General features: G+C 73.1%; 22 protein-coding genes. 11 read left to right on the forward strand and 11 right to left on the reverse strand.

Translation table 11 applies throughout. The annotated features are described in order from the left end of the window. Window positions 1-30: 30 nt before the first annotated feature. Window positions 31-2,337, forward strand: coding sequence for a Yip1 family protein (locus tag ACJOT3_RS00920; protein WP_406967689.1), 2,307 nt, complete (start codon window positions 31-33; stop codon window positions 2,335-2,337). A gap of 6 nt (window positions 2,338-2,343) precedes the next feature. On the opposite strand, the gene ACJOT3_RS00925 is transcribed toward ACJOT3_RS00920, so the two are convergent. From ACJOT3_RS00925 to phoU, 4 genes are all read right to left on the reverse strand, one after another. Next, the gene (locus ACJOT3_RS00925) at window positions 2,344-3,372 is read right to left on the reverse strand and encodes an endonuclease/exonuclease/phosphatase family protein (RefSeq protein WP_406967691.1); all 1,029 of its coding nucleotides are present in this window, start codon (window positions 3,370-3,372) and stop codon (window positions 2,344-2,346) included. 137 nt (window positions 3,373-3,509) lie between these two features. Further along, window positions 3,510-3,989, reverse strand: a complete 480-nt coding sequence (gene ispF, locus ACJOT3_RS00930; protein ID WP_406967693.1) for a 2-C-methyl-D-erythritol 2,4-cyclodiphosphate synthase — start codon at window positions 3,987-3,989, stop codon at window positions 3,510-3,512. Window positions 3,990-4,015: 26 nt separating this feature from the next. Then, complete coding sequence (locus tag ACJOT3_RS00935; protein WP_026129182.1) at window positions 4,016-4,498, reverse strand: CarD family transcriptional regulator; 483 nt, start codon at window positions 4,496-4,498, stop codon at window positions 4,016-4,018. Window positions 4,499-4,857: 359 nt separating this feature from the next. Further along, window positions 4,858-5,520, reverse strand: coding sequence for a phosphate signaling complex protein PhoU (gene phoU, locus ACJOT3_RS00940; protein ID WP_406967695.1), 663 nt, complete (start codon window positions 5,518-5,520; stop codon window positions 4,858-4,860). A gap of 124 nt (window positions 5,521-5,644) precedes the next feature. Here phoU and ACJOT3_RS00945 point away from each other — a divergent pair, with 124 nt between their 5' ends. Then, window positions 5,645-6,838 (forward strand): sensor histidine kinase, encoded by a 1,194-nt coding sequence (locus tag ACJOT3_RS00945; protein ID WP_406967697.1) that lies wholly within the window; start codon window positions 5,645-5,647, stop codon window positions 6,836-6,838. Beyond that, on the forward strand, window positions 6,835-7,539 hold the full coding sequence (locus tag ACJOT3_RS00950) for a response regulator (protein WP_220564603.1): 705 nt from the start codon (window positions 6,835-6,837) through the stop codon (window positions 7,537-7,539). Before ACJOT3_RS00945 ends, ACJOT3_RS00950 begins: the two co-directional genes overlap by 4 nt. A gap of 182 nt (window positions 7,540-7,721) precedes the next feature. Here ACJOT3_RS00950 and ACJOT3_RS00955 read toward each other — a convergent pair whose 3' ends face one another. Beyond that, complete coding sequence (locus tag ACJOT3_RS00955) at window positions 7,722-8,150, reverse strand: hypothetical protein (protein WP_406967700.1); 429 nt, start codon at window positions 8,148-8,150, stop codon at window positions 7,722-7,724. A 379-nt stretch (window positions 8,151-8,529) separates the two neighbouring features. Between ACJOT3_RS00955 and ACJOT3_RS00960 the strand changes: the two genes are divergently transcribed. Beyond that, window positions 8,530-10,659 (forward strand): hypothetical protein, encoded by a 2,130-nt coding sequence (locus ACJOT3_RS00960; RefSeq protein WP_406967702.1) that lies wholly within the window; start codon window positions 8,530-8,532, stop codon window positions 10,657-10,659. A 24-nt stretch (window positions 10,660-10,683) separates the two neighbouring features. Here ACJOT3_RS00960 and dtd read toward each other — a convergent pair whose 3' ends face one another. Both dtd and ACJOT3_RS00970 read right to left on the reverse strand, forming a co-directional pair. Further along, window positions 10,684-11,109: a D-aminoacyl-tRNA deacylase gene (dtd, locus tag ACJOT3_RS00965; RefSeq protein WP_406967704.1), complete on the reverse strand. Its 426-nt coding sequence runs from the start codon at window positions 11,107-11,109 to the stop codon at window positions 10,684-10,686. Between the two features lie 24 nt (window positions 11,110-11,133). Beyond that, entirely contained in the window at window positions 11,134-12,984 is a 1,851-nt protein-coding gene (locus ACJOT3_RS00970) for a DUF2207 family protein (RefSeq protein WP_406967706.1), read from the reverse strand. Between the two features lie 159 nt (window positions 12,985-13,143). Here ACJOT3_RS00970 and ACJOT3_RS00975 point away from each other — a divergent pair, with 159 nt between their 5' ends. The 3 genes from ACJOT3_RS00975 to ACJOT3_RS00985 all read left to right on the forward strand — a co-directional run bounded on the left by ACJOT3_RS00975 (window position 13,144) and on the right by ACJOT3_RS00985 (window position 17,788). Then, window positions 13,144-14,013 carry a neutral zinc metallopeptidase gene (locus tag ACJOT3_RS00975; RefSeq protein ID WP_406967748.1) on the forward strand — a complete coding sequence of 290 codons (870 nt, stop codon included), beginning with the start codon at window positions 13,144-13,146 and terminating at the stop codon, window positions 14,011-14,013. A 73-nt stretch (window positions 14,014-14,086) separates the two neighbouring features. Next, entirely contained in the window at window positions 14,087-15,052 is a 966-nt protein-coding gene (locus ACJOT3_RS00980) for a neutral zinc metallopeptidase (protein WP_406967708.1), read from the forward strand. Between the two features lie 231 nt (window positions 15,053-15,283). Continuing rightward, on the forward strand, window positions 15,284-17,788 hold the full coding sequence (locus tag ACJOT3_RS00985) for a hypothetical protein (RefSeq protein WP_406967710.1): 2,505 nt from the start codon (window positions 15,284-15,286) through the stop codon (window positions 17,786-17,788). On the opposite strand, the gene ACJOT3_RS00990 is transcribed toward ACJOT3_RS00985, so the two are convergent. From ACJOT3_RS00990 to ACJOT3_RS01000, 3 genes are all read right to left on the reverse strand, one after another. Next, window positions 17,773-18,063 carry a DUF2516 family protein gene (locus ACJOT3_RS00990; protein ID WP_406967750.1) on the reverse strand — a complete coding sequence of 97 codons (291 nt, stop codon included), beginning with the start codon at window positions 18,061-18,063 and terminating at the stop codon, window positions 17,773-17,775. The two genes, ACJOT3_RS00985 and ACJOT3_RS00990, sit on opposite strands and share 16 nt — an antisense overlap. Window positions 18,064-18,251: 188 nt before the next feature. Continuing rightward, entirely contained in the window at window positions 18,252-19,196 is a 945-nt protein-coding gene (locus ACJOT3_RS00995) for a M56 family metallopeptidase (protein WP_406967712.1), read from the reverse strand. Window positions 19,197-19,201: 5 nt separating this feature from the next. Continuing rightward, window positions 19,202-19,564, reverse strand: a complete 363-nt coding sequence (locus ACJOT3_RS01000) for a BlaI/MecI/CopY family transcriptional regulator (RefSeq protein ID WP_406967714.1) — start codon at window positions 19,562-19,564, stop codon at window positions 19,202-19,204. Window positions 19,565-19,809: 245 nt separating this feature from the next. Here ACJOT3_RS01000 and ACJOT3_RS01005 point away from each other — a divergent pair, with 245 nt between their 5' ends. Then, window positions 19,810-20,340 (forward strand): O-acetyl-ADP-ribose deacetylase, encoded by a 531-nt coding sequence (locus tag ACJOT3_RS01005; RefSeq protein ID WP_406967716.1) that lies wholly within the window; start codon window positions 19,810-19,812, stop codon window positions 20,338-20,340. A 105-nt stretch (window positions 20,341-20,445) separates the two neighbouring features. Beyond that, window positions 20,446-20,868 (forward strand): VOC family protein, encoded by a 423-nt coding sequence (locus ACJOT3_RS01010; RefSeq protein WP_406967718.1) that lies wholly within the window; start codon window positions 20,446-20,448, stop codon window positions 20,866-20,868. A 30-nt stretch (window positions 20,869-20,898) separates the two neighbouring features. On the opposite strand, the gene ACJOT3_RS01015 is transcribed toward ACJOT3_RS01010, so the two are convergent. Further along, window positions 20,899-22,206, reverse strand: a complete 1,308-nt coding sequence (locus tag ACJOT3_RS01015; protein WP_406967720.1) for a cryptochrome/photolyase family protein — start codon at window positions 22,204-22,206, stop codon at window positions 20,899-20,901. Between the two features lie 101 nt (window positions 22,207-22,307). On the opposite strand from ACJOT3_RS01015, the gene ACJOT3_RS01020 reads away from it, so the two are divergent. Continuing rightward, entirely contained in the window at window positions 22,308-23,291 is a 984-nt protein-coding gene (locus ACJOT3_RS01020) for a YbgA family protein (protein ID WP_406967722.1), read from the forward strand. 89 nt (window positions 23,292-23,380) lie between these two features. Then, window positions 23,381-24,247 (forward strand): esterase, encoded by an 867-nt coding sequence (locus ACJOT3_RS01025; RefSeq protein ID WP_406967724.1) that lies wholly within the window; start codon window positions 23,381-23,383, stop codon window positions 24,245-24,247. The last annotated feature ends 91 nt before the right edge of the window (window positions 24,248-24,338 follow it).

The raw sequence follows: 24,338 nt of genomic DNA on the forward strand, positions 1-24,338 counted from the left end.
CGGCACCACCTCGACTACGCTGCGAAGGCGATGGCCCCTTACAACGATTCCCCCGGCGCAGGAACACGGAACGGCAGCCCCACGGGTCGCGGCACGGGAGTCGGCGCTCTCGCCGGCGGCGCCCTGTTCGTCGGGCTGATCGCCCTGTGCGCCCTCCTGATCTCCTATAACGGTGTCTTCCGGCTCGCCGAGTACGGGCACCCGCGCGGCGGTCTGCTCGTCCACGTGTTCCCGGTGACCTACACGCTGCTGCTGCTCATGGCGTGCTGGACCAGCTATCTGCTGCGCGACGCGCCACCACGCCGCCGCGCCTGGGTGGACCTGGTGCTGATCCCGCTGCTGGTGCTGTTCGCCGGGGCGGTCATGGTGCTCAACAACCTGGGGTTGATCGAGGCGATCCCGCAGCGGGTCGCCAACGTCATCGTGGCGGTGGCGCCGCTGGCGGCGCTGCTGGTCGCCCTGCTGCTGTGGATGGCGGCCCGCGCCCACCTGCGGCGCAAGCGCCGCACCGGCGGCCCCCGGCCCGAACCGGCGGACGACCGCACCACGGTGCTGCACGCCCGCCCGGTGGTGCGCGAGGACGGGCCGCCGGCCGCCGACGACGGCTTCTCGCTGGAAGAACGCCTGATGGGCCTGGGGTTGGACTCCACGGGGGCCGCTCCCCCGGAACCCGAGGAGGCCGACCTCCCCGTCCCGGACGAGCCCGAGCCGGTCCGGCCGGAACCCGTCGCCGAGCCGGAGCCTGAGGTCTCGGTGCCGACCCTGGTGCTGCCGCGCCGCGGCCGCGGCGGGGGCAACCCCATCCGGAACGCCGCCGAGAACCCGCCGCTGGTCCCGATCGCCCCGGCGCCCGAGCCCGACCCGGTGCCCGTGCCGACGGGCCCCGTGGACGAGGGCTTCGAGCACGACCCGCTGCCGGGCGACCCGGTCACGGACGAGGCGGAGGCACCCGTCCCCGAGCCGGTGGAGGAGCCCGAACCCGCCGCCTCGGAGCCGGAGCGCGCTGTCGCCGAAGCATCCGTGCCGGACGAGACCCCGGAACCCGCCCCGGAGCCGGAGCACACCGCCGCCGATGCGCCCGCCCCGGACGAGACCCCGGAGGAGTCCGGGGAGACACCCGCCTTCGGCATCAGCTGGGAGCCTCCGGAGGACGACGACGAGGACACCTGGACCCGTTCCGACTACGTCCCGCCGGTCTGGACGCCCCCGGAGGAGGACACCCCCGAGGAGCCGGAGGAGGTGCCCGCCCCGGCCCTGGACCACGACACCGGCCCCGCCGTCCGCGCGGCCTTCCGCATCCCGGACGACCCGATGGCCGACTCCCGTTCGGCCCTGTCGGACGACCTCACCGACGACCGCCCCGTCTGGTCCCCTCCGGCCGATCCGAACCCGGAGGACACCTGGCCCGCCGTGCCCAGGACCCGCGCCTCGGCAAAACCCGAGTCTGCGCCCGCCGCCCATCCCGAGGACAACGCCCCTTCGACCGGCGACCGAACGCCCGAACCCGAGACCGACGAGTGGCCGACCAGCACCACCCCGGCCTCCCGCGCCGCCGCGACCTCCGACGAGGACCGGTGGCCCACCCGCCCTCGAGCCGACGACCCGGCGACGGACGGCTCCCACGAGCGATCGGCCACGGGCCTCCCGGCCACCGCCGATCCCGAGGACACCTGGCCCGCCGTGCCCAGGACCCGCACCTCGGCCGAGCCCACACCTGCGGCCGCCGAGCGCCCCGAGGACGACGCCCCTTCGACCATCGACCAGGCGTCCGAACCCGAGGCCGACGAGGAGCTGTGGCCCACCCACCCCCGGTCCAGCGCCGACGAGGACACCTGGCCCGGCGCGCCGCGGACGCACGCTTCGGCAGCGGAACCCGTGTCCGCGGCCGCCGGGCAGACGCCCGAGCCCGAGCCGGAGCCCGCTCCCGATGAGGACGTGTGGCCCGGTACGGTCCGAACCCCCGTCACGGCGGAGGACGACGAGCCCCTGTGGCCCGCGCCGAGCAGACCGGCGCGGGGCGGCGGGCGGGCCCCGGCCGGGATTCCGGCGGCCGAGGACCCGCGTACGTCCGAAAGCGCCGACGACCGGGCGCCCGTGCCCGAGTCCGGGCGGGCGCGGCGGGGCGGGTTCGGCGCGCCGGCCGTGCCGCCCGGGGCGGCGCGGCCGCGCGAGGACGACACCGACGACGACCCCGAGCGCACCACCGAGCCCCTGCGCCGCCCGGCGCTCGAAAAGCGCCCCATGGTCCTCAAGCCCCCGCGGCCGCCGATGCCGGACTTCGCCTCCGGCCCGCCCTCCCGGCGGGTGCGCAGCGAGCCCCTGCGCCCCGACGAGTGACCGGTCTCAGACCCGCAGCCGGGCGGCGACCGGCACGTGGTCGCTGCCCGTCTCCGGCAGCGACCACGCCTGCGCGGCCGTCACCCCGCGCGTGAGGATGTGGTCGATCCGCACCAGCGGGAAGTCCGCGGGCCAGCTGAAGCCGAGCCCTTCCCCGGCTTCGTGCGCCGAGTCCATGGTCGACGTGAGCGGTTCCAGCCCCCGGTCGTCCGTGCTCGCGTTCAGGTCGCCCATGAGCACCACCCGCCCCAGCGGTTCCCGGTCGATCACCTCCCCCAGCGCGCGCACGCCGGCGTTGCGGCGTTTCACGTCGAACCCGGAGGCGTCCACCCGCACCGACGCCAGGTGCACCACGTACACGGCGAAAACACCCCCCGGCCCGTCCACCTCGGCGCGCAGCGCCCGCGCCCAGCCCATGCCGGTGTCCACCGGGGCGGCGTCGACGATGGGGTGGCGGCTCCACAGGCCGACGGTGCCTTCGCGCACGGAGTACGGCAGCGGCCCGGCGAGTTCGGCGTCGAAGCCCTCCCACTGCTCCCAGGTGACCTCTTCCAGGGCCACCAGGTCGGGGTCGGCGGACAGCAGCACCCCGGTCACCGGCCGGGTGTCGGCGGTGGCGGCGTTCACGTTGTGGGTGACCACGGTCAGGTTGGGTTCGACCCCGGGGTCGGGGGTGACCAGCGGTTTCCCGGGTCCGGCCAGCCAGACGGCGAGCAGCAGCGGGGCGGCGAGCCCGGCGGGGATCGAACGCCGCACGAGTGCCGCGGCCGCGGCGGCGGGGACCGCCAGCACGCTCCAGGGCAGCACGGTCTCCCACAGCCCGCCCAGGTGCGCCGAGGTGTCGGGGACCAGGGAAGGGACGGCGACGGCGAGGGCGACCAGCGCGGTGAGCGCGGCGGCGACCGTCCCGCGCCGCCAGGGCGCCCACCGGTCGGCCGACTCCCGCCCGGGCCCGACCGGCTCGGCCTCGACGGCCTCGGCGGATCCGGCGGCCTCGGGCCGCACGGCCGGAGCGGCCTCGTTGACGTCCGTCATGTTCCCCCTTGAACCCTTTGCACCACTTGCGTGGCACATGTCCGGCTCAGGAGGGTAACGGCACCGATGTTGCGGCGCTGTGAAGAAGAACGCCCCGCGGCCATCGGCCACGGGGCGTTCACGGGTTGTTCGGGTGGTCAGTCCACCGGGACGCACAGGGCGGTGGCGATGGCCGCGATGCCCTCGCCGCGCCCGGTGAGGCCCAGGCCGTCGGTGGTGGTGGCCGACACCGTGACCGGCGCCCCCACGATCCCCGTCAGCGTCTTCTCGGCCTCCGCGCGCCGTGGCGCGAACTTGGGCCGGTTGCTGACGATCTGCACCGCGATGTTGCCGACCTCGAACCCGGCCGCGCGCACGCGGGCGACCGTCTCGGTGAGCAGCGCGGCGCCCGAGGCGCCCTTCCACTGCGGCTCCGAGGTGCCGAAGTTGGACCCCAGGTCGCCCAGGCCGCACGCGGAGAACAATGCGTCACATGCGGCATGCGCGGCGACGTCGCCATCGGAATGACCACTGACGCCGTCTTCTCCCGGCCATTCCAAACCGGCGAGAAAAAGCGTCCGTCCAGGAGAAAACGGGTGGACGTCGGTGCCGACGCCCACCCGAGGAATTTTCGTCATGAATTATGCGATTCTGCGACCGTGCTTCAGTTCGTGAGAACCTCGTCGAGGAGGGCTTCGGCCTTGTCCTCGTTGGTCTTTTCGGCGAGAGCGAGCTCGCTGACGAGAATCTGGCGCGCCTTGGCGAGCATCCGCTTCTCACCCGCGGAGAGACCGCGCTCCTTGTCACGGCGCCACAGGTCGCGCACGACCTCGGCGACCTTGTTGACGTCGCCGGAGGCGAGCTTCTCCAGGTTGGCCTTGTAGCGCCTCGACCAGTTGGTGGGCTCTTCGGTGTGCGGTGCACGCAGCACCTCGAAGACCTTGTCCAGGCCCTCCTGACCCACCACGTCACGAACGCCGACGTCCTCGGCGTTCGCGGCCGGCACACGCACCGTCAGATCGCCCTTGTCGACCCTCAGAACGAGGTAGGTTCTGTCCTCGCCCTTAATGGTGCGAGTCTCGATCGCTTCAATACGAGCAGCCCCATGATGGGGGTAGACAACAGTGTCGCCGACCTTGAAAGCCATGTGACAGGTACCCCTTCCGCTACCACAAGGATACCATGAATCTGTGACTTAACGTACCTATTAGGTTTGCGAACACGCAGGTCAAGCCCCACTTTTTAGGGCTTGACAAAGTCTACCCGACGCGTCAAGAGATGCCGATCGACGCAGGTCCGAGAGGGCCGACGGCCCTTTACCGGAAGGGATCGGCGACCCTCGCGCGGGGGTCGGCGGACCCGGCGCCGAACGCCCCGGGGACACCCCGAAAGAGATTCGTATCACCATACCGGGGCCGCCCCCGCCGCACCACCGGGACCGCCACGCACCTGCCGGCACCGGCCCCGCCGACACCTCCGCACCGGCCCCGGACGGCACACCGCGGCTCAGCTCTCCGGCTCGTAGTCCTCCCGCCGCTCCCCCGTCACCATGTAGACGAGGTTGTCCGCGACGTGCACCGCGTGGTCACCGAAACGCTCGTAGAACCGCCCCACCAAAGTGACGTCCATGGTGGCCTCCACCCCGTACTCCCACCCGGGGGCGAGGATGCGCTGGAGCAGCTTGCGGCGCAGCCGGTCCATCCGGTCGTCGTCCTCGTCCAGTTCGAGCGCGGTGTCGGGGTCGCGGTGCCGGATGACCTCCCCGGCCTTGGTCACCAGCATCTCCGCCTGGTGGCCCATCTCCAGGACGATGGAGCGCACCGGCTCGGGGATCGCCGAATCGGGGTGCCGGCGGCGGGCGATCTTGGCCAGGTGGACGGCGTGGTCGCCCATCCGCTCCAGGTCTCCGCGCATGTACAGCGAGATGATGATCGTCCTCAGGTCGGACGCCACCGGCTGCTGCCGGGCCATCAGACTGAACGCGGCCTCCTCGACCTCCTGGTCGAGCCGGTTGATCTTCTCGTCACCGGAGATGACCTCCTGCGCCGCGTCCAGGTCACTGTCCAGCAGGGCCGTGGTGGCCCTGGCGATGGCGTGCCTGGCCAGGCGGGTCATCTCGATGAGCCGTTCACTCAGGCTGTCGAGATCCTCGTGGTACGTATCGCGCATGGTGTCAATGCTCCCAGTGGTTTTTTGAAGAGTCGGCCAAGAGTCGGTGAACGCTGGAAGAACCTCGACCATGACACAGGCCCTGACCGGGTAAAGGTCCAGTCCGCACGTTTACGATCGAAACGTGCAAGGGGAACTTCTCGCCGCTCTGACCGGCATCATCGGACTCGTCTCGGGCGTCGTCGTGGGCGTCCTCGCGGGCTCGTTCTTCCGGGCCGGCGCCACCGAGCGACCGGCACCGGCTCCACAGCGGAACGACGGCACCACGCTGCCGCCGGGCATCGCCGAGGTCCTCTCCGCGCTCCCCTCCTCCGCCGTGGTCCTGGACTCGGCCGACCGGGTGCTGCGCGCCTCCTCGGCCGCCCGGGCGTTCGGTATCGTCCGAGGTGAGGAGCTGGTCATCGACGAACTCCTCTCGCTCGCCCGCCGGGTGCGGCGCGACGGCGTCATCCGGGAGACCGAGATCGAGGTGGCCGTGCGCAAGTTCGGTCCCGACGCCACGTCCTTCGCCGTGCGGGTGGCGCCGCTGGGCGGCACCGGGCTGGTGCTGGTGCTGGCCGAGGACCAGACCGAACACCGGCGGGTGGAGGCGGTGCGCCGCGATTTCGTGGCCAACATCTCCCACGAACTGAAAACACCGGTCGGCGCGTTGTCACTCTTGGCCGAAACCGTACAGGACGCCAGTGACGACCCCGAGGCCGTGCGCCGGTTCACCGACCGCATGCAGACGGAGGCGTCGCGGCTGACCGCGCTCATCCAGGACCTCATCACGCTCTCGCGCATCCAGGGCGCCGAGCCGATGGCCGAGCCCACCCGGGTGGACCTGGGGGACGTGGTGGAGGAGGCCCTGGACGCCGTGCGCATGCCCGCCGACGCCAAGGGCATCGAACTGGTGGGCAGCGGCGCCGAGGGCATCACCGTTCTGGGCGACGAGGGGCTGCTGGGCACGGCGCTGCGCAACCTGATCGCGAACGCCGTCTCGTACAGCCCCAAGAACACCCGGGTCGCCGTGTCGGTCGCGCTGACGCGTTCCACCGTGGACATCAGCGTCGCCGACCAGGGGATCGGCATCCCCCAGCAGGACCTGGAAAGGATCTTCGAGCGGTTCTACCGTGTGGACGCCGCTCGGAGCCGGGCCACCGGAGGTACCGGTCTGGGCCTGGCGATCGTCAAGCACATCATGACCCACCACCGTGGAGAAGTGACCGTGTGGAGCAAGGAGGGGTCGGGGTCGACGTTCACTCTGCGTCTGCCCAGACCCGACGACCGGGGGCTGGACGCCACCCGGAACACCGACCGTCAGGAGGCGGCACAGTGACTCGTGTACTCGTGGTCGAGGACGAGGAGTCCTACAGCGACGCCCTGTCCTACATGCTGCGCAAGGAGGGCTTCGAGGTCGCCGTGGCCCCGACCGGGACCGTGGCCCTGGAGACCTTCGACCGCACCGGCGCGGACCTGGTCCTGCTGGACCTGATGCTGCCGGGACTGTCGGGCACCGAGGTGTGCCGGAGCCTGCGGCAGAAGTCCAGCGTTCCGGTGATCATGCTGACCGCCAAGGACTCCGAGATCGACAAGGTCGTCGGCCTGGAGCTGGGCGCCGACGACTATGTGACCAAGCCCTTCTCCTCCCGCGAGCTGGTGGCCCGCATCCGCGCGGTGCTGCGTCGCCGGGGCGGGGAGGTCATCGACGAGCCGGGGCTGCCCACGGCGCTGGAGGCGGGTCCGGTCCGGATGGACGTGGACCGCCACGTGGTGACCGTGCGCGGCGACAACGTGCAGCTGCCCCTCAAGGAGTTCGAGCTCCTGGAGGTGCTGCTGCGCAACGCGGGTCGGGTGCTGACCCGGATGCAGCTCATCGACCGCGTGTGGGGCGCCGACTACGTCGGTGACACCAAGACCCTCGACGTGCACGTCAAGCGGCTGCGCGCCAAGATCGAGGACGACCCGGGCAGCCCCAAGTACATCGTCACGGTGCGCGGTCTGGGCTACAAGTTCGAGCCGGTCACCGCCGACGTCTGATCCCCGCTCCTCCCTCCGAGAGGCCCGTTCCTCTCCCTGAAAGAACATCGCCCCCTCGCGTCCCGGTTCCGGCCCTTCAGGGCCCGGAGGCCGGGACGTGCCGTTTCCGGGGGAGCCGTTCGACGCGGTCCCCATCGGCGGGCCGTCCGTCGACACCTCCGACGCCCCGGCCACCGTCCGGATCAGGAGAACGGGGCCGGGAAGTCGGCCAGGCCCGCGCGGTAACCGGCGAGGCGCTCCTCGATGTCACCGCGCCGAAAACGCTCCGGCGCCGTGACATCGAGGGTTTTTCCCAGGTCGGAGAAGAAAGCATCGGACGGAACCCCGTCGGCCCCTTCCGGAATGAATTTGAGGACCTCTTCGAGCAGCGCGATCGCGTCCTTCATGATCCTGCGGCCCACGTGCATCTCTTCGGAGGTGAGCCCGGTGAGGTCCACCGGAACCCGCGAGGCGGCCCTGTCACTCAGCCAGAGGAATTCACCCGGGTCGATGATCCGGGAGGGTTCCGGGCCCCCTATCGCACCCCCGGGAACCGGTGCGCCGCCGACGAACTCGAACTCGAAAACCGCGGCTTCCGAGCAGTTGGCACAATGGGCGCGGTAGGTGGCCACGCGCGTTCCGTCCTCCGTCGTCCCACTCGTATGATCGAGCCCGGCCGGAACCGCATCACCGCAAGAGCACAGGTGGAGTTCCATGTAGTAAAGGGCTTCGGCCGTGGATCGTGCGCTCAACATGCCCCGCATCCTAGCGGCCGGGCGGGGACGGCCACACGGCACAGCCCGGAAACGCCGGGATCGGGGCCGCCGTGCAATACTTCGAGCCGGATCTCCTTACCCGCGCAAAGAGAACAAAGTCCCCTCCCTCTTCACGTTTCATATCGCTGCAAGAAGGCCGAAGACCTGGGGCCCACCGATCGGGAAAGAGGCAGAGGTGCCCGCTCCGGAAAACGAGGACGCACGAAACGCGGCCCGACAGGCACTCGTCGGGCTCGTGCAACGCGAATTCTCCGACTCCTTCCGGGTCGAGGGGTACCGGAACGAGAAGGGGCGGGAGTTCCTCGCCCTCCTCGACCACACCGGAGCCCGCCTCACGATTCGAACCGATGTCGGTCCGCTACCCCCCGGGCAGGACTCACGGACCTATCCGAACACCTCGTCCGACAACCACGTGATCCTCCTCTCCGCCGGCCTGGACCGCAGCCGGATCGAGGAGACCGTCCGCGACGGACTGGTCGTCATCGACACAGCGCGGGAGACCGCCCGGCAGACCAGGCTTTCCCTGCGCTCCGGGCCGGAAGCCGAACGCGTCCTGGGTGCCGCGGCGGATGTGGGGATGGGTCGGCGCGAACTCCTGCCCGAGCGTTTCCGCTATCCCGTCCCGGGGCGGCACGACGATGGCCGCAGGATCTCCCGTGCCGAACTCCCCGGCGCCGCACGCCGCCAGGCGACCGAGCGGGACCGTGCCAGCTCGCGGACCCTCGAAGAACTGCGCGCCGCCGCCGCGGCCCTACCGGAGGGGGAATACCCCTCGTACCCCGTCATGATCGGCGGCGGGGCCTCTCTGGCGGCGCGGGACCCGGACCGGCTCCTCATCGACGCCCGGGGCCGGTGGCACAAGGACCCCATCAGCCGCATCGTGCAGACCGCCGATCAGATGACCCACTTGCGCAGCACCGGCATGGGCGACCCCCACCAGTTCGCCTCCCACGGCGAACGCGTCCCGGGCGATGCCCTCAGACTCTGGGAGAACAGCATCGCCGTCCAGGGCCCCGTGGTGGACGGCGGGGCGAGCCTGGCCATCGACGACCGCGACCGGCTCCTGGTCCACATCCAGCCCGGCGACGGTTCCGCGCCCGTCACCGTCCAGGTGGAGGGCGCTCCCCTGGTGGCCACGGGATTCCAGCCCGAATCCGTTCCCGGGACCGCGCGGAAGGTGCCGAACGTTCCCCGGGCCCTGGACGAGCTCCAGGGCCACTTCGCCGGTCAGGGAGACCAAGCGGGCAGCGACCTCGCCCAGCGGTTGTCCCGTTCGGCCCAGGGCCCCGGAGCTGCTCGGGACGTGCTCGAAACGCTGGACCGGGAGGGGCGGCTGGCAGGCCTGCGATCCTCGTCCTCCCAGGAGGTGCGGGACGCCCTCCAGACCTTGAACGCCACAGCGCACTGGGACCACATGCGTGAGACCTTCCCCGACAGGTTCATCTTCGGGGACGAGGTGGGCGAAGGACGCTTCGATCCCCGGGTCTCCAGGGACTGGGTGGTGGCGGGGCTCGGCGGGACCGGTATCTCAGCCGCGGAGAGCATCCTCCAGGAGAACCCCGACGCCCGGGTGACGATCGTCGGCGGTGAGCCCGCCCCGGTCCTGCGCAACGCGGTGCAGCTCAAAGAGCTGACGGAGCGCCACGGCGCGTCCGGGGACGGCCGCCTGTCGATCGTCGAGGGCCGCCTGACCTCCGTAGAGGCCACAGTACGTGCGGACGGGGAACCGGGGGTCCGGATCCGGACGATGCGCGCCGAGACGGACCCCTCCGGGAACACCGTGCGCCGACCCGACTCCGTCGAGGGCGGGGCCGTCGCCGCCTGCCTGGGCCGCCCTCTCGAACCCCCTCCCGTCCTCGCCGAACTGATGAAGGACGAGCGGCTGAGAGGGAACATCTCCGGAGAGCTCATGTTCGACTCCCAGGGGCAGTACCTGGGGTACACCGTCACCACGGGCAGCGGGGAATCACGGCACGCGTTCGAGGTCGTGGGCTCGTCCTCCCAAGCGCTTCCCCTGGGGATCTTCACCCGTGAGGACCAGGAGCGGGTGGCCCGTCTCGGGGAGACCGTCGTACCGCCGGAGGCCGCCAACGTTCCCGGCGGGTTCATGGGCACGGCCCTCCAGGCCGTCGCCCTGGAGGAGCACAGACAGCGGGAGGGCGGGAACCCGGCCGGCGGCCCGACGTCCCCGCAGAGACCCGCCGCGCCGTCTTTCGGCCCGCGCCCCGGTGACCCTGCCTCCTTCCTGCTCGCTTCCCCGTCCCCTCGCGGCGGCTCCGGCCGGGGTGGTGGCGAGGGACCGACGGGGCCGCGCCCGAACGGGCCGGGGTCGAGGAATCGGACGGATCCGGGCATCGGCCGCTGAGGGGTGCCCCGGCCGGCGCCCGGGTCAGATCTCCAGGAGGACGGTGAAGGGCCCCTCGTTGGTCAGGCCGACCGACATCTCGGCGCCGAACACCCCGGTGGCGACCGTGGCGCCCAGTTCGCGCAGTTCCTTGACGACGGCGTCCACCAGCGGCTCGGCGACCGGGCCGGGCGCGGCCGCCTGCCAGGTGGGGCGGCGGCCCTTGCGGGCGTCGCCGTAGAGGGTGAACTGGCTGACGACCAGCAGCGGGGCGTCGATGTCGGAGCAGGACCTCTCGTCCTTCAGGATGCGCAGCGTCCACAGTTTGCGGGCGAGCTTGGCGGCGTCGGCCTCGGTGTCGGTGTGGGTCACCCCCACCAGGGCCATCAGGCCGGGTCCGGTGATCTCCCCGACCACCTCGCCGTCCACCGTCACCGACGCGTGCGACACCCGCTGCACGACCGAGCGCATGGGCCGCTCCCCCCTTTTTCTCCTCTACCGGCGTTCGGAACGCTGGAGCTGGTTGAGCACCCGCAGCCTGCGGGTGTTGGTGATGATGCCGGTCAGGGACACCACGAACGCGCTGATGGAGTCCGAGAAGTCCTCGATCCGCCACTCGCGCGGACCGGTGTACCAGTGCAGCCGGTCGCCCTGGGGCGCGCCTGCCTCCGGGTCGGCCAGGGCCGCCGCGGCCAGCAGTTCGGCCCACCGGTCGACGTCGTCGAAGATGACGGCGTAGGGCAGGTAGCGCGAGTACAGCTCGACCCGCTGGCCCGGCGGCACCGCCTCCGCGCGCGGGCTGAGCAGGTAGTCCCGGAAGCCCACGGTGTGGGCGTACACGGAGCTGCCCAGCTTGGTCTTGGCCGGCATGTACTGGGCGCCGGCCGTGATGGCGGCACCGGCGATGACCACGGCCAGGCCGGTGAAGGCGGCGGTGGTGAACGCCGCCAGCGCCACGGTGAGGATCACGCCGACGGCGGTGACCACCATCCCGGCGGTGCTCCACACGGTGCGCACCCGGTTGGGCGAGCGGACGAACCACTTGAGCCGCACCATGTCGCGGTACAGCTCCTCGCGGACCCGGTCGATGCGCGCCGGGAAGTCGGCGGAGGCGCGGGGCGAGCCCAGCCGGGACAGCTTGACCGTGGGGCGGTCCCCGAACAGGGCGTCCAGCAGCAGCCACTCCGAGGCCAGCAGGGTCTCCCCGGGCGGGCCGTCCAGGCGGACGAGCCGCCAGTCCACGGAGGTGAAGTGCTCGTGCGGCTGCTCCTCCACCCGGATGTAGCCGCGCACCGCCAGGTCCAGGACGGTGGCGGTGAGGTCGGCGATGTCCACCCGCTCGTCGATGAGCGTGCCGATCTGGCCGGGGTGGACGTCGTCGGGCGGGGCGAACCGCACCCGGCCGTGCTCCTCGGTGACGGGGGCGTGGTCGCCCGCCGCGGCCTCCTTGCGCAGGGCGCGCTCGTCGCGGCCGCGGACCCGGATGAGCACGGCCAGGCCGCCGACGAGGACGACCAGCAGCACCCCGAACACACTGGCAGTGGCGGGCGTGACCTTGAAGGCCGACACCAGCGACCAGCGGCGGGTGAGGATGGGTTCGCCCTCGGCGGTGCCGGGCGGGTAGTTGACGACGATGTCCAGGCGGTCGGCGGGGGCCATGTCGGCCTGGAGGAAGTGCGCGACCGCGGACTCGGGCCCCATGTCGGAGGCGGTGCAGTACATGGCGCTGCGCGGTTCGCCCGCCAGGCAGGACAGCGCCTCGGGCGGCAGCGGTGCGGTGACGGTGACGTCGGTCGCCTCGACGGTGTGGCTGTAGGCGCCGATGGCGCGCCACTCCATCTGGACGCCCTGGGAGATCTCGCTGACGGTCCCGCCGACCCGGTAGGTGAGGACGACCTCGTCCAGGCCGCGGGTGGGGATCTCCACCACGAGCGCGCCGTCCCGGTGCTCCACCGCGGCGTCGAGCGCCCGCCCGTCGGGGCCGGCGACCTCGACCCCGGAGACCTCGAACCGGCGGTCGTGCTCGGTGTCGTAGAGCATCGTCTCGGTGAGGCCGCGGACGAACACGTCGGGGGCCGGGCCCTCGAACGTGATGGTCTCCTCGGCGTGCAGGACGCCCAGCGCGTCCAGGCCGAGTTCAACGGTGTTGGTGATCAGGGGGTCGGCGGCGGTCCGGTGCCCGATGACGCTCGGACCGGCGGCCGGTACTGTGGTGGCCGGTGTCGCCACCGTCGCGGCGCGGGCCGCGTCCACCGCCCCCGCGGCGGGCGCCACCGGCAGCGAGGAGAACACGAACAGGGCCGCCGCAGCCGCGACGGCCTGGCGCCAGGAGCCGACCCACCACATGATGCGAGAGCCTATCCGGTCCCCCCGGTCCGCGATGTCCCCGGGCGGTCCGCGCACGGCACCGGTGCCCCGGCGGGACCGGAGTGCGGAAGGGTCCGGCCGGTGAGGGGCGGACCCCCGGTCGAGGACTGGTCGGAGCGGCCCGGGTTCTTCCAGCGGATGGGGATCGGTGTGTCGCTCACCCTGGGCACCGGGCTGGCGGCGGTCGCCCTGACCGGGTTCCTGGCCATCTCCGCGATGCTGCCGGGCACGGACGCCGCCTGGTCGCACCCGGTGCCGCTGGGGGACGCGATCGCCGACGGGGGCGACGGGAGGCCGGCCACGGGAGGGTCGGCCCTCACCGACAACCCGCTCTACCTGGCCGGTGAGCTGGGCGAGGTCACCTGCGAGGCGCCCGCGCTGGACGAGGAGGACCCGGCGTCGGTGGAGGGCTTCGTGCACACCATCGCCGACTGCCTGGACCGGGCCTGGGGCTCCTACTTCGCGGACGCGGGGATGGAGTTCACCGCGCCCAACCGCGTGTACTGGTACACCGAGGGGCACAGCCCCTGCGGGGCGTTCCCGTCGGGGAACACGGCGGCGTTCTACTGCCAGGCCAACCAGGGCCTCTACCTGGGGGTGGAGGACATCGTGGAGGCGTCGGCGGGCAGTGAGCGGCCGGAGGCGTACACGTTCATCATCAGCCACGAGTACGGGCACCACGTGCAGGGGCAGTCGCGGATCCTGGCGGAGTTCCACTCGGCCCGGGCGGGGGTGCCGCGGGCGACGGCCGACGAGCTGACCCGCCGCAACGAACTTCAGGCCAACTGCCTGGGCGGGGTGTTCTTCGGGGCGGCCGAGGAGCACCTGGGATTCGGTGCGCGGGGCCGGGACAATATCCTCGATGACGTCGTCCGGCGTTCGGACCGGGGCCTGGGGCACACGCACGGCAGCGGGGAGAACGGCCGGCTGTGGACCGCGCACGGGATGGACCGGATCGACCCGGGCGTGTGCAACACCTGGAACGCCCCCGAGGAGCTGGTGCAGTGACGGTGGCGGTGCACGGGTCGGGCCGGTCGGCCCGGTGAGGACGGGACGGTCGGCGGTGCCGGGTTCGGGTGAGATGTCCCCCGCGGAGCGGGCGCGGCGCACCGACCGCCGTGTGTTCGCGATGGTCACCGGTCTGCTGGTGGTCCTGCTGGCGCTCACCCTGCTGTCGTGGACGACCGTCGAGGACTCCGGTGGGAGCACCACCGCGGACGGGTCGGGTTTCCCGGCCACCGACTCCGACGAGAAGGTCGGCTGGGGTCCCTCGGGCGGCGAACGCTCGGGGCCGCTGCCGGAGGTAGAGCTGCCCGAACGGCCCACGGGGCAGGCGGCGCTGGTCGCCAACCCGCTGTACGCGACGGGGCGGCTGAGCCCGCGCCCGTGCCCGGCGCCGGAGCTGGACGTGGACGACCGGGAGTCGATGGGGGCGTTCCTGCACGCCGTCGCGGACTGCCTGGACGACGCCTGGGGCACCCAGTTCGCGCGGGCGGGCATCCCGTTCACGCCGCCGCGCCGGGTGTTCTGGGACGAGCCGGGGGTGAGCCCCTGCCGGAGCTACCCGTCGCAGGCGGGTGCGTTCTACTGCCGGGCGAGCACGAGCATCTACATCGGGATCACCGACGTGGTGGACAAGTGGAACGGGGCCCGCAACGGGGTCGTGTACGCCTCGCTGCTGGCCCACGAGTACGGGCACCACGTGCAGGGCGAGTCGGGGCTGCTGGAGTACTACCACGAGCAGCGGGACCTGGAGCAGGGCGACATCGCGCGCAACGACTGGACGCGGCGCAGCGAGTTGCAGGCGAACTGCCTGGCCGGGGCGTTCCTGGGCTCGGTGCGGGTGGGCTACCCGCTGACCGACGCCGACCTGGACACCCTGCTCACCGACGCCAGGGCGACCGCCGACCGGGAGGGCGGCCCGGAGCGGGAGCGCACGCACGGCTCGGCGGAGAACAGCGTGCACTGGACGCTCGCCGGCTGGGAGGAGCAGACCCCGGGCGCCTGCAACACCTGGGCCGTGGACGACCTCTCCCTGGTGGACTAGGCGACGGCCGCGGACCGGGGGCACCGGTGGGCGGCCGGTGGGGAGCGGTGTGCCCGGGAACCGGCCGGGCGCGGAGCGGCCCCGGGAACGGTGAGGACGGCGGCGCTCGCGGAGGCCGGCGGGGCGCGGGGCGGCGGGGGCCGCCGCCGTGGTGGGGCGGGGTGCGCGGAGTTGTCCACAGGTGCGGGATCGGCGCTGTCGCCCGGACACGGAGCGTGGCAGGATGCAGTCATGTCGGACCCCACTGAGCCCCTCTCCTCCCTCGGTCCCCTCTCCACCGCCACCGACCTCCCATCCCCCGATTCCCCCGCGGCTGCGGGGCCACCGGCGCCCGCGGGCGTCCCCGGCGCGCACCCCGGCGGCGCCGACTCCGCCACCGGGCCCGGGCACCGGCGGGTGGAGCTGCGCGTGCACGGGGTCAGCGGCGGCCAGGCCGAGGAGCTGCTGGACGTCGAGCCCGCCATGCGGGTGGGCGGCGACCGGCTCGCCGGGTTCTTCCGCTGGCGGCGGGGCGCGGACACCGAGACCGTGCCCGGGGTGCGGCGGGAGATCTTCGCCTGGGGCAACCTCACCTCGGGCAGCGCCTCGCGCGCCTTCTGGCTGCTGTTGCTGCCGTTCATGCTGGTCAACGTGGCGTACTGGATGCGCCCGGGGCGGGCCACCCGCAACCTGCGCGGGGCGGCGCGGGTCGCCGACAACGTGTACGGGGCCGGGATGCGGCTGCTGGCGCTGTCCCTGACCGTGCTCATCACGGTGGCGGCCGCCGGGATCGGCGTGGACCTGCTGGGCTGGCAGTGCGCCGCCGGGCTGGGCGAGGAGTGCGTGCGGGCGCGGCCGTGGCTGTCCTTCTGGGCGTCGCCGGACTCGGTGCTGTCGGCGACCGGCCCCGCCCTGGCGGTGGGCTCGCTGGTGCCGCTGGCGGTGGTGGCGGTGCTGTGGCGGCTGTCGCGGCGCACCGCCGCCGACTACGAGGTGGTCTCCACCTCGGCGCCGCCGGTGTACGACCCCAAGGCCCCGCTGAGCCACCCCGACCTGTGGCGCAACAGCGAGATCATGGCGCGGCTGCGGTCGGCGCACATCGCGGTGTCGCTGGGGGTGCTGTCGCTGCTGGTGGCGGTGCCCGCGCTGCTGTACGACACGGCGGGCGGCCCCGCCCGGCCGTGGGGCGCGGCGCTGGTCGGGGCGCTGGGCGCGGTGTCCCTGGTGAGCGCGGCCAGCGCGCTCGTGCCCGGGGTGGACCCGCGGTGGAACGCGCGGGCCGACCGCCTGTGCCGGCTGCTGCGCGACACCACCCTGGCGCTGCTCGCCGCCACCGCCGTGTACGTGCTGTGGCCGCGGCCGGGGTGGGTCGCCCAGGGGCGGCTGCCCGGGCACGCGTCGGTGCTCAACGCCCTGTTCACCGTGCAGGTGGCGCTGGTGCTGCTGACCCTGGCGGCCGCGGTGGTGCTGTACGCCTCGGCCCGGGCGCACCGGGGGGCGGCGATGCGCGGCATGGCCGGACCGGCCACGGCGGCGCTGGGCGCGCTGACCGGCGGGGCGTTCTCGGCCGCGGCGGTGTACCAGGGGGCGCAGTGGCTGAGCGGCTGCCGGGCGCTGTCCACCCCCGGGGCGGACTGCCTGCCGCTGGAGACCCCCACCGTGTACTCCTGGCTCCAGCTGGCGATCGCGCTGGAGGCGGTGCTGGCGGTGGCCGTGGCGGCGGTGCTCGCGGTGCGGCTGCGGCGGGGCACCCGGGCGCACCTGGCCGCGGTCACCGAGGACTACGAACGCAGTGTGCGCGACCGCCGGACCTGGGACATCGCCAAGGCGCGGGCCCTGGGCCGGATGACGGAGGTGCTGCCCGGGGTGCTGGTGGCGCTGCTGGTCCCGGCGGTGGCCCTGGGCGCCCTGGTGCTGTACTCGGTCCTGACCGGGCACCTGACCCCCAACGGGCCCGAGCCCGCGGCGGCCGCCGTGGCCGACCGGACCCGGGTGCTCGCACAGGGCGCGGTGTCGGTGCTCATCGGCGCCGGGTCTCTGCTGGGCGGGGCGGCGCTGGTCGCGCTGGTGTGGATCGGCCGCAGCGCCTACCGGGACCGGCCGACCCGGCAGGCGGTGGGCGCCCTGTGGGACGTGGGCACGTTCTGGCCGCGGGTGGCGCACCCGCTGGCCCCGCCGTCGTACGCCGAGCGGGCGGTGCCGCAGCTGGTGGCGCGGGTGGCGCGGATGACCCGGGAGGGCACGGCGGTGGTGCTGTCGGGCCACTCCCAGGGGTCGGTGCTGGCGGCGGCGACGGTGTGGCAGCTGCCGGACGACTGCCTGGGCCGGGTCGCGCTGATCACGCACGGGTCACCGCTGGACCGGCTGTACGCGCGGTACTTCCCCGCGTTCTTCGGGCCGGAGCCGTTCGCGGACCTGCACGGCCGGGTGGCGGGGTGGCGCAACCTGTGGCGGACCACCGACGCCATCGCGGGGCCGGTGCGGATGCGTTCGGGACCGGGAACGGCGCCGGGACCGGGAACGGAGCCGGGACCGGGACCGGGGACGGCGCCAGGGGCCGAGACGGCGGTGGAGCCGAGAACCGCGGTGGTGGAGCCGGAGCGACCACTGCCCGACCCCCGCTCCTACGACGCGCTGCCAGGCGAGGCGCGGCGCCCGGAGATCCTGGGCCACTCGTACTACACGGGCGACCCGGCGTACTCACAGGCGCTGCGCCGGATGCTCACGGAGCTGGAGAAGGCCTACCAGGGGCCGTAGGGGCCCTCGTTGCGGCCACCGCCCACGCCCTTGACGGCGGGGCGCACGTCGAGCAGGAAGATCAGGGTGGCGACCAGGCACAACAGGATGAAGATGGCGACGTTGAAGAACACCGCGAGCGCGGAGAGGCCGGTGGCGACACCGGTGAGGGTGACCCAGAGCTTCTTGGTCTGCTTGTCCATGATGGCGAAGGCCTCGGCCGGTGTCCGCAGTGCCTCGATCAGGGCGTACAGGCTGGCCACGAAGGTGACCAGGTAGATGACGTACCAGATCATTGCCACAACACACTCCCGACGCGCTCGTGAGGAACGGGAGGTCCGCCCGTCCTCCACGGTAAACGGCCCGCGGGTGCGAATCGTGCCCGGCGGCGGGCCGGTCCGGGGAAGGTCACACCGGCGGAGAGGAGGGATGCCGGTTCAGGATCCGCGTGAAGGGCCCGTCCGAGGGCCCGAATTCCGAGGGCTCAGATGGTGATGTGCCACAGGCAGGTGACCGAGGCCAGCAGGAAGGCCGAGGCCCCCATGATGACGGCGCCCGCGTGGTAGGGGAGCTCGTCGTCGGGCCGCAGCAGGCGGTTGACCCGGCGCATCACCCCGGGCTCGGACTCCTTGACGGCGGCCATGGCCCCGGCGGGCACCGGGGCGGGTCCGGCGGCGCCGAAGCGCAGCAGCGCCATGGCCAGCTCGCGGGAGGAGCTGGTGCGGCGGGCCTGGTCGTCGGCGCACATCTCGATGAGCAGCGCGACGGTCTCGTAGTAGGCGCGCACCAGCCGCACCCGGGGGAAGGCGCGCTTGAGGGAGGAGAACGGCAGCAGCACCAGGTCGTGGCGTTCGCGCAGGTGGGCGTGCTCGTGGGCCAGGACGGCCGCCAGCTCCCGGTTGTCGAGGACGGCGAGGGCGCCCTCGCTGATCACGACCTGGGAGCGGAGCACGCCCGGAAGACAGTACGCGGCGGCGGCCGGGTGCTCGATGACCCGTGCCCCGGGAACGTCGGGGTGGTCGCGGGCCACGAGTTCGAGCAGGTCGTGGTGGCGTCGGCGAACCCGCACCACGTGCACGAAGGAGGAGACCAGACCGTAGAAGAGCACCAGGGTGAGCACGACGGCCAGCAGCACGGCCACCAGGTGCAGCACGCCCTGGGCGCCCTGGGCGAGCTCGGCCAGGACCAGGCGGCCGGTGACGATGTCGGTGACCAGGGCGAGCAGTCCGCCCGCGGCGCCCAACCGGTACGAGGAGAGTCCGAAGGCCAGGAGCGCGCCGATGGTGGAGACACCCCAGGCGAGGCCGAGCGCCTGCCAGGTGATCACGGCCGTGTAGGGACCGCGCGAGGGCCACTTCGCCCGGTGCAGGAGCGCCATGGCGACGAGACAGCCGAGCGCGACGACTGTGAGGAGGGCGGCACTGACCATACGGGCTAGTTCCTAGGCTGATCGATTTCCGCGAGTGCGCGCCGGAGCGCTTCCGCCTCCTTGCCGTCCATGGACTGGACGAAGGCGGCCAGGGCCGCGTCACGATCACCGGTCTGCCCGAGAGCGTCGAACATCAGCTCGGACACATAGGTCTCCCGGCTGGCTGCCGGGCGGTACCGCCACGCACGACCTTCGCGTGCCCGGGACACGACCTTTTTCTTGGCCAGTCGGTCGAGCACGGTCATGACGGTCGTGTGAGCGAGATCCCGTTCGGCGAGCTCTCGACCGACCTCACGAACCGTCATTGGTTCATCTCGTGCCCACAGTACATCCATCACCGCGCGTTCAAGTTCGCCGAGCCGATTCATGCCCTCAAGTCTACTTGTGGTCGTACTACACGCCGTCGTACCCCCACGTTAAATCGTGGTGTCCCACGGGGCAAGGGTTCTCGGCCCCCGAACCCGAAAGGCCGACGTCCCGATCCGGACTCCTGACGCCGGTGCGACCTGAGGTATCCGTGAGGTGATTCGCGTCTTCTCCGCTCCCGATCCGCCGCGTGGTGGGATACTGCCGCCCCACACCGTAGCCGTGCCGGAACCGGGGGACGAGGGCCATGGGCACCCAGGAGCGCAGCCGGATCACCGTCGTCAAGGGCGACATCGCCGAACAGCGGGTGGACGCGATCGTCAACGCCGCCAACAGCTCCCTGCTGGGCGGCGGCGGGGTGGACGGGGCCATCCACCGCAGGGGCGGCAAGGCCGTCCTGGAGGAGTGCCGGGCGCTGCGCGCCTCCCACTACGGCGGCGGCCTGCCCGCGGGGCGGGCCGTGGCGACCACCGCCGGGCTGCTGCCCGCCCGCTGGGTGATCCACACCGTCGGCCCGGTGTACAGCACCACCGAGGACCGCTCCGCCGTGCTGGCCTCCTGCTACACCGAATCCCTGCGGGTGGCCGCCGAGCTGGGCGCGGAGTCGGCGGCCTTCCCGGCGATCTCCACCGGGGTGTACCGCTGGCCGATGGCGGACGCCGCCCGGATCACCGCCGAGGCCCTGCACAGCGCGCCGGTGCGGGTCCCGCAGATCCGGATCGTGCTGTTCGACGACGCGGCGTTCGCGACCTTCCGGGCCGCCTTCGACCCCTCCTGACAGCCCTTCCCGACGCCCCTCCCGGGCGCGCGCCGCGCGAGCGCCCCGATCGTCGCCCCCGCGCGGTAGGAAGGCCTCAGGGACCCGTACCGAAGGGAAGCGAACATGGCACACGACTGGCAGCTCGCCGTGGACTGCGCGGAACCGCACCGGATGGCCGCCTTCTGGTCGGCGGCCCTGGGGTACGAGGTGGAGGACCACCAGGACCTCATCGAGCGGCTGGCCGCCGACGGGGTCATCGAACTGGAGGAGCACACCACCCTGGTGAACGGCCGACGGGCGTGGATCACCGCGGCCGCCGTGCGCGACCGGGCCAGCGGCCGCCGCCTGCTGTTCCAGCAGGTGCCCGAGCCCAAGACCGTCAAGAACCGCTGGCACGTCGACATCAACGTGGGCCCCGAGCGGCGCGACGCCGAGGCCGAGCGCCTGGTGGGCCTGGGCGCGACGGCGGTGCGCACGGTCCAGGAGCCGGGGGCGCACCACGTGGTGATGCTGGACGTGGAGGGCAACGAGTTCTGCGTCCAGTGAGGCTGCGAGGCCACCGTCGCGGTCCCGGGTTCAGGACCCGGGGGAGGCGATGGGCGGCGGGTAGTCCGCGGGCGGGGCCGCCGCCGTCCACGGCGTGTGCGCGGCGCGGCCGGGCAGGTCGGCCAGCTCGGGGACGTACCGGCGCACGTACACGCCGTCGGGGTCGAACCGGCGCGCCTGCCGCAGCGGGTTGAACGCCCGGTTGGGCCGGGTGTCGTTGCCGGTCCCGGCGACCCACTGCCAGTTGCCGGAGTTGTTCGCGACGTCCCCGTCCAGCAGGTGGTCGGCGAAGTGCCCGGCCCCGGCCCGCCAGTGGATTCCCAGGGTGCGGGTGAGGAACGCGGCGGTGATCATGCGGGTGCGGTTGTGCATGAACCCCTCGCGCAGCAGCTGGCGCATGCCCGCGTCCACGATGGGCACCCCGGTGCGCCCCTCCTTCCACGCCTTGAGCGCCGCCGGGTCCTCGCGCCAGCGGGTGTCCCGGTGCCGGTAGTCGCGCACGGCGATGTCGGGGAAGGCCGCGGTGACCTGGTGGTGGAAGTCGCGCCAGGCGAGCTGGCGGACGAACGCCTCCCCGCCGGGGGCACCCCGGGCGCCGCGGGCGGCCTCCAGCGGCGACAGGCAGCCCAGGCGCAGGTCGGCGGACAGGTGGGAGGTGGCCGCCGCGGGCAGGTCGTCGTGCCGGTCCGCGTAGTGGGCCGGTCCGCCGTCGAGCCAGGAGCGCAGCCGGGCGCGGGCGGCCTCCTCCCCCGCGACGAGCGGTCGCCGAGCGAGTTCCCCGCGCCCCTCGTCCACCCGCTCGGGGATGTCGCCGGGGTCCACCCCCGCGGGCAGGGGCACATGTTCGGGCGCGGGCAGGACCGCGCGCCAGGGCAGCGCCTCCCAGGCCCGCAGGTAGGGGGTGAACACCTTGTAGTGGTCGCCGCCGGCCGGGGTGACGTCGCCGGGCGGCACCACGGTGAGCCCGGGGTGGGCGACCACCCGCAGTCCGGCGCGGCGCAGCCTCTCCTCCCGCCGGGCGGCGGTGTGCGTCACCCCGTCGGTGAGGTGCACCGTCGCCGCGCCGGTCTCCCGGGCCAGGGCCGCGACCTCGGCCGCCGTGTCGCCGCGCCGCACGACCAGGTCGCCGCCGCGGTCGCGCAGCCCGGCCCGCAGGTCGGCCAGGGCGTGGAGCAGCGCGCGGACCCGGTTGCGGGCGGACCGGCGCAGTAGCGCGGGATCCAGGACGAACACCGGGAGCACGGCCCCGGTGTCCCCGGCCTCGCGCAGCGCGGCGGCCAGCGCGGGGTGGTCGTGCAGGCGCAGGTCTTGGGTGAACAGCAGGAAAGTGTGGTGCACGACACCCCATCCTTCCACCCTCCGCGCCACGAATGACACGGTGAGTGACCGATATCGTCGCGGCCGGTGGCCGCACGCCGGAGAACGGGTAGGGCCAGGGCATGGACACGAAAACCGAAGCAGCCGTGAACACCGAGGTCAAACCCCGAATCGGAGCGTCCAGCTGTCTGCTGGGCGTCCCCGTCCGGTACAACGGCGGGCATTCGCGGTACCGCTTCCTCACCGACGAGCTCGACCGGTACGTGGAGTGGACCGAGGTGTGCCCGGAGGCCGAGATCGGCCTGGGCACCCCGCGGCCCACCCTGCACCTCCAGCGGCGCGGCGACGAGGACCGGGTGATCTCCAGCGGGGACGGCTCGGACCGCACCGACGAGCTGGCGGGCATCGCCGACGCCCGGCTGGAGGAGCTGCGCGGCCTGGACGGGTACGTGCTCAAGAACAAGTCGCCCAGCTGCGGACTGCTGGCCCTGCCGGTGTTCGACGAGGACAGGCACCGGGTGGACGGCAAGGGGCGCGGCGCGTTCGCCGCCCGGCTCACCGAGCTGCTGCCCGCCCTGCCGGTGGAGGAGCAGGGGCGGCTGTCGGACCCGGCGCTGCGCGAGGCGTTCGTGGAGCGGGTCTTCGCGCACGCCCGGCTGCGCGCACTGTGGGAGTCGGACTGGCGGCCCCGCGACCTGGTGGCCTTCCAGACCCGGCACAAGCTCCAGCTGATGGCGCACTCCCCGGAGGGGTACCGGGAGACGGGCCGGATCGCGGCCCGGGCCGGGGCGGCCGACCGGGAGGGGGTCCGGCGGGAGTACACGGAGGCCTTCCACCGGGCGCTGGCGGTGCGGGCGAGCCGGGGCAGGCACGCCAACGCGCTCCAGCACGCGTTCGGGATGATCAGCGACGGCCTGGACGACGCGCGCAGGCACGACCTGCTCGCCGCGATCGAGGACCACCGCGAGGAGCGGGCCCCGCTCAGCCTGCCGGTGGCGCTGCTGCGCCACCACGGGGAGGCGGACGGGCCGGAGTGGCTCCGCGTGCAGACCTACCTGCGCCCCTACCCGGAGGACCTGCGGCTGCGGCACGCGCTGGCGGTGTGACGGCCGTCGCAGGGGACGGGAGTCGGCATTTCCCACACGGAGAACAGCCGGATGATTACCATGAGTGACATCCCCGGTTCTTCGACGGGATGCCCCTGACCCCCGAGCCCCTCCGAGGCCACCCGGTGTTCTCCACGTTCTCCCAGCGCACCTTTGTGCTCGTCTCCTCCGGCCTGGTCGCCGTGGCCGCCGCCGCGCTCGCCGCCCTGCCGCCCGAAGGACTCGTGGAACGGGTCGGCGCCCACCTGGGCCCCGATCCGGCCCTGGCTGGCAGCGCCCTGCTGCCGCCCGCGGGCGGGAGCCTGCCCGCCCCGCTCCCCCGGCCCGGCCAGGTCTCCGCCTGCGTCCAGTCCGCCCCGGCCGAGGTCGCCACCATCCCCGACGAGACCGCGCCCGGCGGCGAGCGGGAGCTGTGGATCCGCAGACCGGTCGGGCCCGACAGCGCCGACCTGCCCGTCCTCTACCTGCTGCACGGGGCTGGTACCGACCACCGCGGCGCCGTGGACGACGGTGCCCGGGCCGCGCTGGACCGCGAGATGTGCCGCACCGGCGTGGAGTTCGTGGTCGCCGTGCCCGAACGCACCGACGGGGCGCCCACCGTCCTCACCCGCGCCGCGGTGCGCGCGGTCGAGGGCGCGCACGCGCGCCCGCGCACCCTGCGCGCGGTCGGCGGCGCCGGCGACGCGGCACCGGCCGCGGCCGCCTCCCGCGAGGTCTCCCAGGCGGTGCTGTGGGACCCGGCCGGCGGCGAGGTCGCCGAGCCCGAGGCCACGCGGTTCCTGCTGGTCGGCGACGACACCGGGCCCCTGGCCGAGACCCTGGCCGAGCGCGGTATGACGGTCGCCACCCGCACCCCGGGCAGGGATCACTCCGCGCCCGGCGCCGTCGACCCGTGGGGGCCCGCACTGCCCGCGACCATCGACTTCCTGGTGTCGGGCTGGACCGTTACACCCTAGGATCCGGGCCGTCAACACCCGCCCCCTCGGACCATCCGCTCAGGAACACTGTGTACCTTCGTCGCTGTTGATGACAAAGGTGTGAACACGA

Origin of the sequence: Nocardiopsis protaetiae (assembly GCF_045446735.1) — a bacterium.
Lineage (GTDB): Bacteria > Actinomycetota > Actinomycetes > Streptosporangiales > Streptosporangiaceae > Nocardiopsis > Nocardiopsis protaetiae.

What these genes read in the sequence shown, in the direction of transcription:
- ACJOT3_RS00995 (WP_406967712.1), bottom strand. Translation starts at nt 19,196, where the DNA reads ATGGTCAGTGCCGCCCTCCTCACAGTCGTCGCGCTCGGCTGTCTCGTC.
- ispF (WP_406967693.1), bottom strand. Translation starts at nt 3,989, where the DNA reads ATGACGAAAATTCCTCGGGTGGGCGTCGGCACCGACGTCCACCCGTTT.
- dtd (WP_406967704.1), bottom strand. Translation starts at nt 11,109, where the DNA reads ATGCGCTCGGTCGTGCAGCGGGTGTCGCACGCGTCGGTGACGGTGGAC.
- phoU (WP_406967695.1), bottom strand. Translation starts at nt 5,520, where the DNA reads ATGCGCGATACGTACCACGAGGATCTCGACAGCCTGAGTGAACGGCTC.
- ACJOT3_RS00925 (WP_406967691.1), bottom strand. Translation starts at nt 3,372, where the DNA reads ATGACGGACGTCAACGAGGCCGCTCCGGCCGTGCGGCCCGAGGCCGCC.
- ACJOT3_RS00980 (WP_406967708.1), top strand. Translation starts at nt 14,087, where the DNA reads ATGTCCCCCGCGGAGCGGGCGCGGCGCACCGACCGCCGTGTGTTCGCG.
- ACJOT3_RS00970 (WP_406967706.1), bottom strand. Translation starts at nt 12,984, where the DNA reads ATGTGGTGGGTCGGCTCCTGGCGCCAGGCCGTCGCGGCTGCGGCGGCC.
- ACJOT3_RS00975 (WP_406967748.1), top strand. Translation starts at nt 13,144, where the DNA reads ATGGGGATCGGTGTGTCGCTCACCCTGGGCACCGGGCTGGCGGCGGTC.
- ACJOT3_RS01025 (WP_406967724.1), top strand. Translation starts at nt 23,381, where the DNA reads ATGCCCCTGACCCCCGAGCCCCTCCGAGGCCACCCGGTGTTCTCCACG.
- ACJOT3_RS01000 (WP_406967714.1), bottom strand. Translation starts at nt 19,564, where the DNA reads ATGAATCGGCTCGGCGAACTTGAACGCGCGGTGATGGATGTACTGTGG.
- ACJOT3_RS00990 (WP_406967750.1), bottom strand. Translation starts at nt 18,063, where the DNA reads ATGATCTGGTACGTCATCTACCTGGTCACCTTCGTGGCCAGCCTGTAC.
- ACJOT3_RS01020 (WP_406967722.1), top strand. Translation starts at nt 22,308, where the DNA reads ATGGACACGAAAACCGAAGCAGCCGTGAACACCGAGGTCAAACCCCGA.
- ACJOT3_RS01005 (WP_406967716.1), top strand. Translation starts at nt 19,810, where the DNA reads ATGGGCACCCAGGAGCGCAGCCGGATCACCGTCGTCAAGGGCGACATC.
- ACJOT3_RS01010 (WP_406967718.1), top strand. Translation starts at nt 20,446, where the DNA reads ATGGCACACGACTGGCAGCTCGCCGTGGACTGCGCGGAACCGCACCGG.
- ACJOT3_RS00920 (WP_406967689.1), top strand. Translation starts at nt 31, where the DNA reads ATGGCCCCTTACAACGATTCCCCCGGCGCAGGAACACGGAACGGCAGC.
- ACJOT3_RS00985 (WP_406967710.1), top strand. Translation starts at nt 15,284, where the DNA reads ATGTCGGACCCCACTGAGCCCCTCTCCTCCCTCGGTCCCCTCTCCACC.
- ACJOT3_RS00935 (WP_026129182.1), bottom strand. Translation starts at nt 4,498, where the DNA reads ATGGCTTTCAAGGTCGGCGACACTGTTGTCTACCCCCATCATGGGGCT.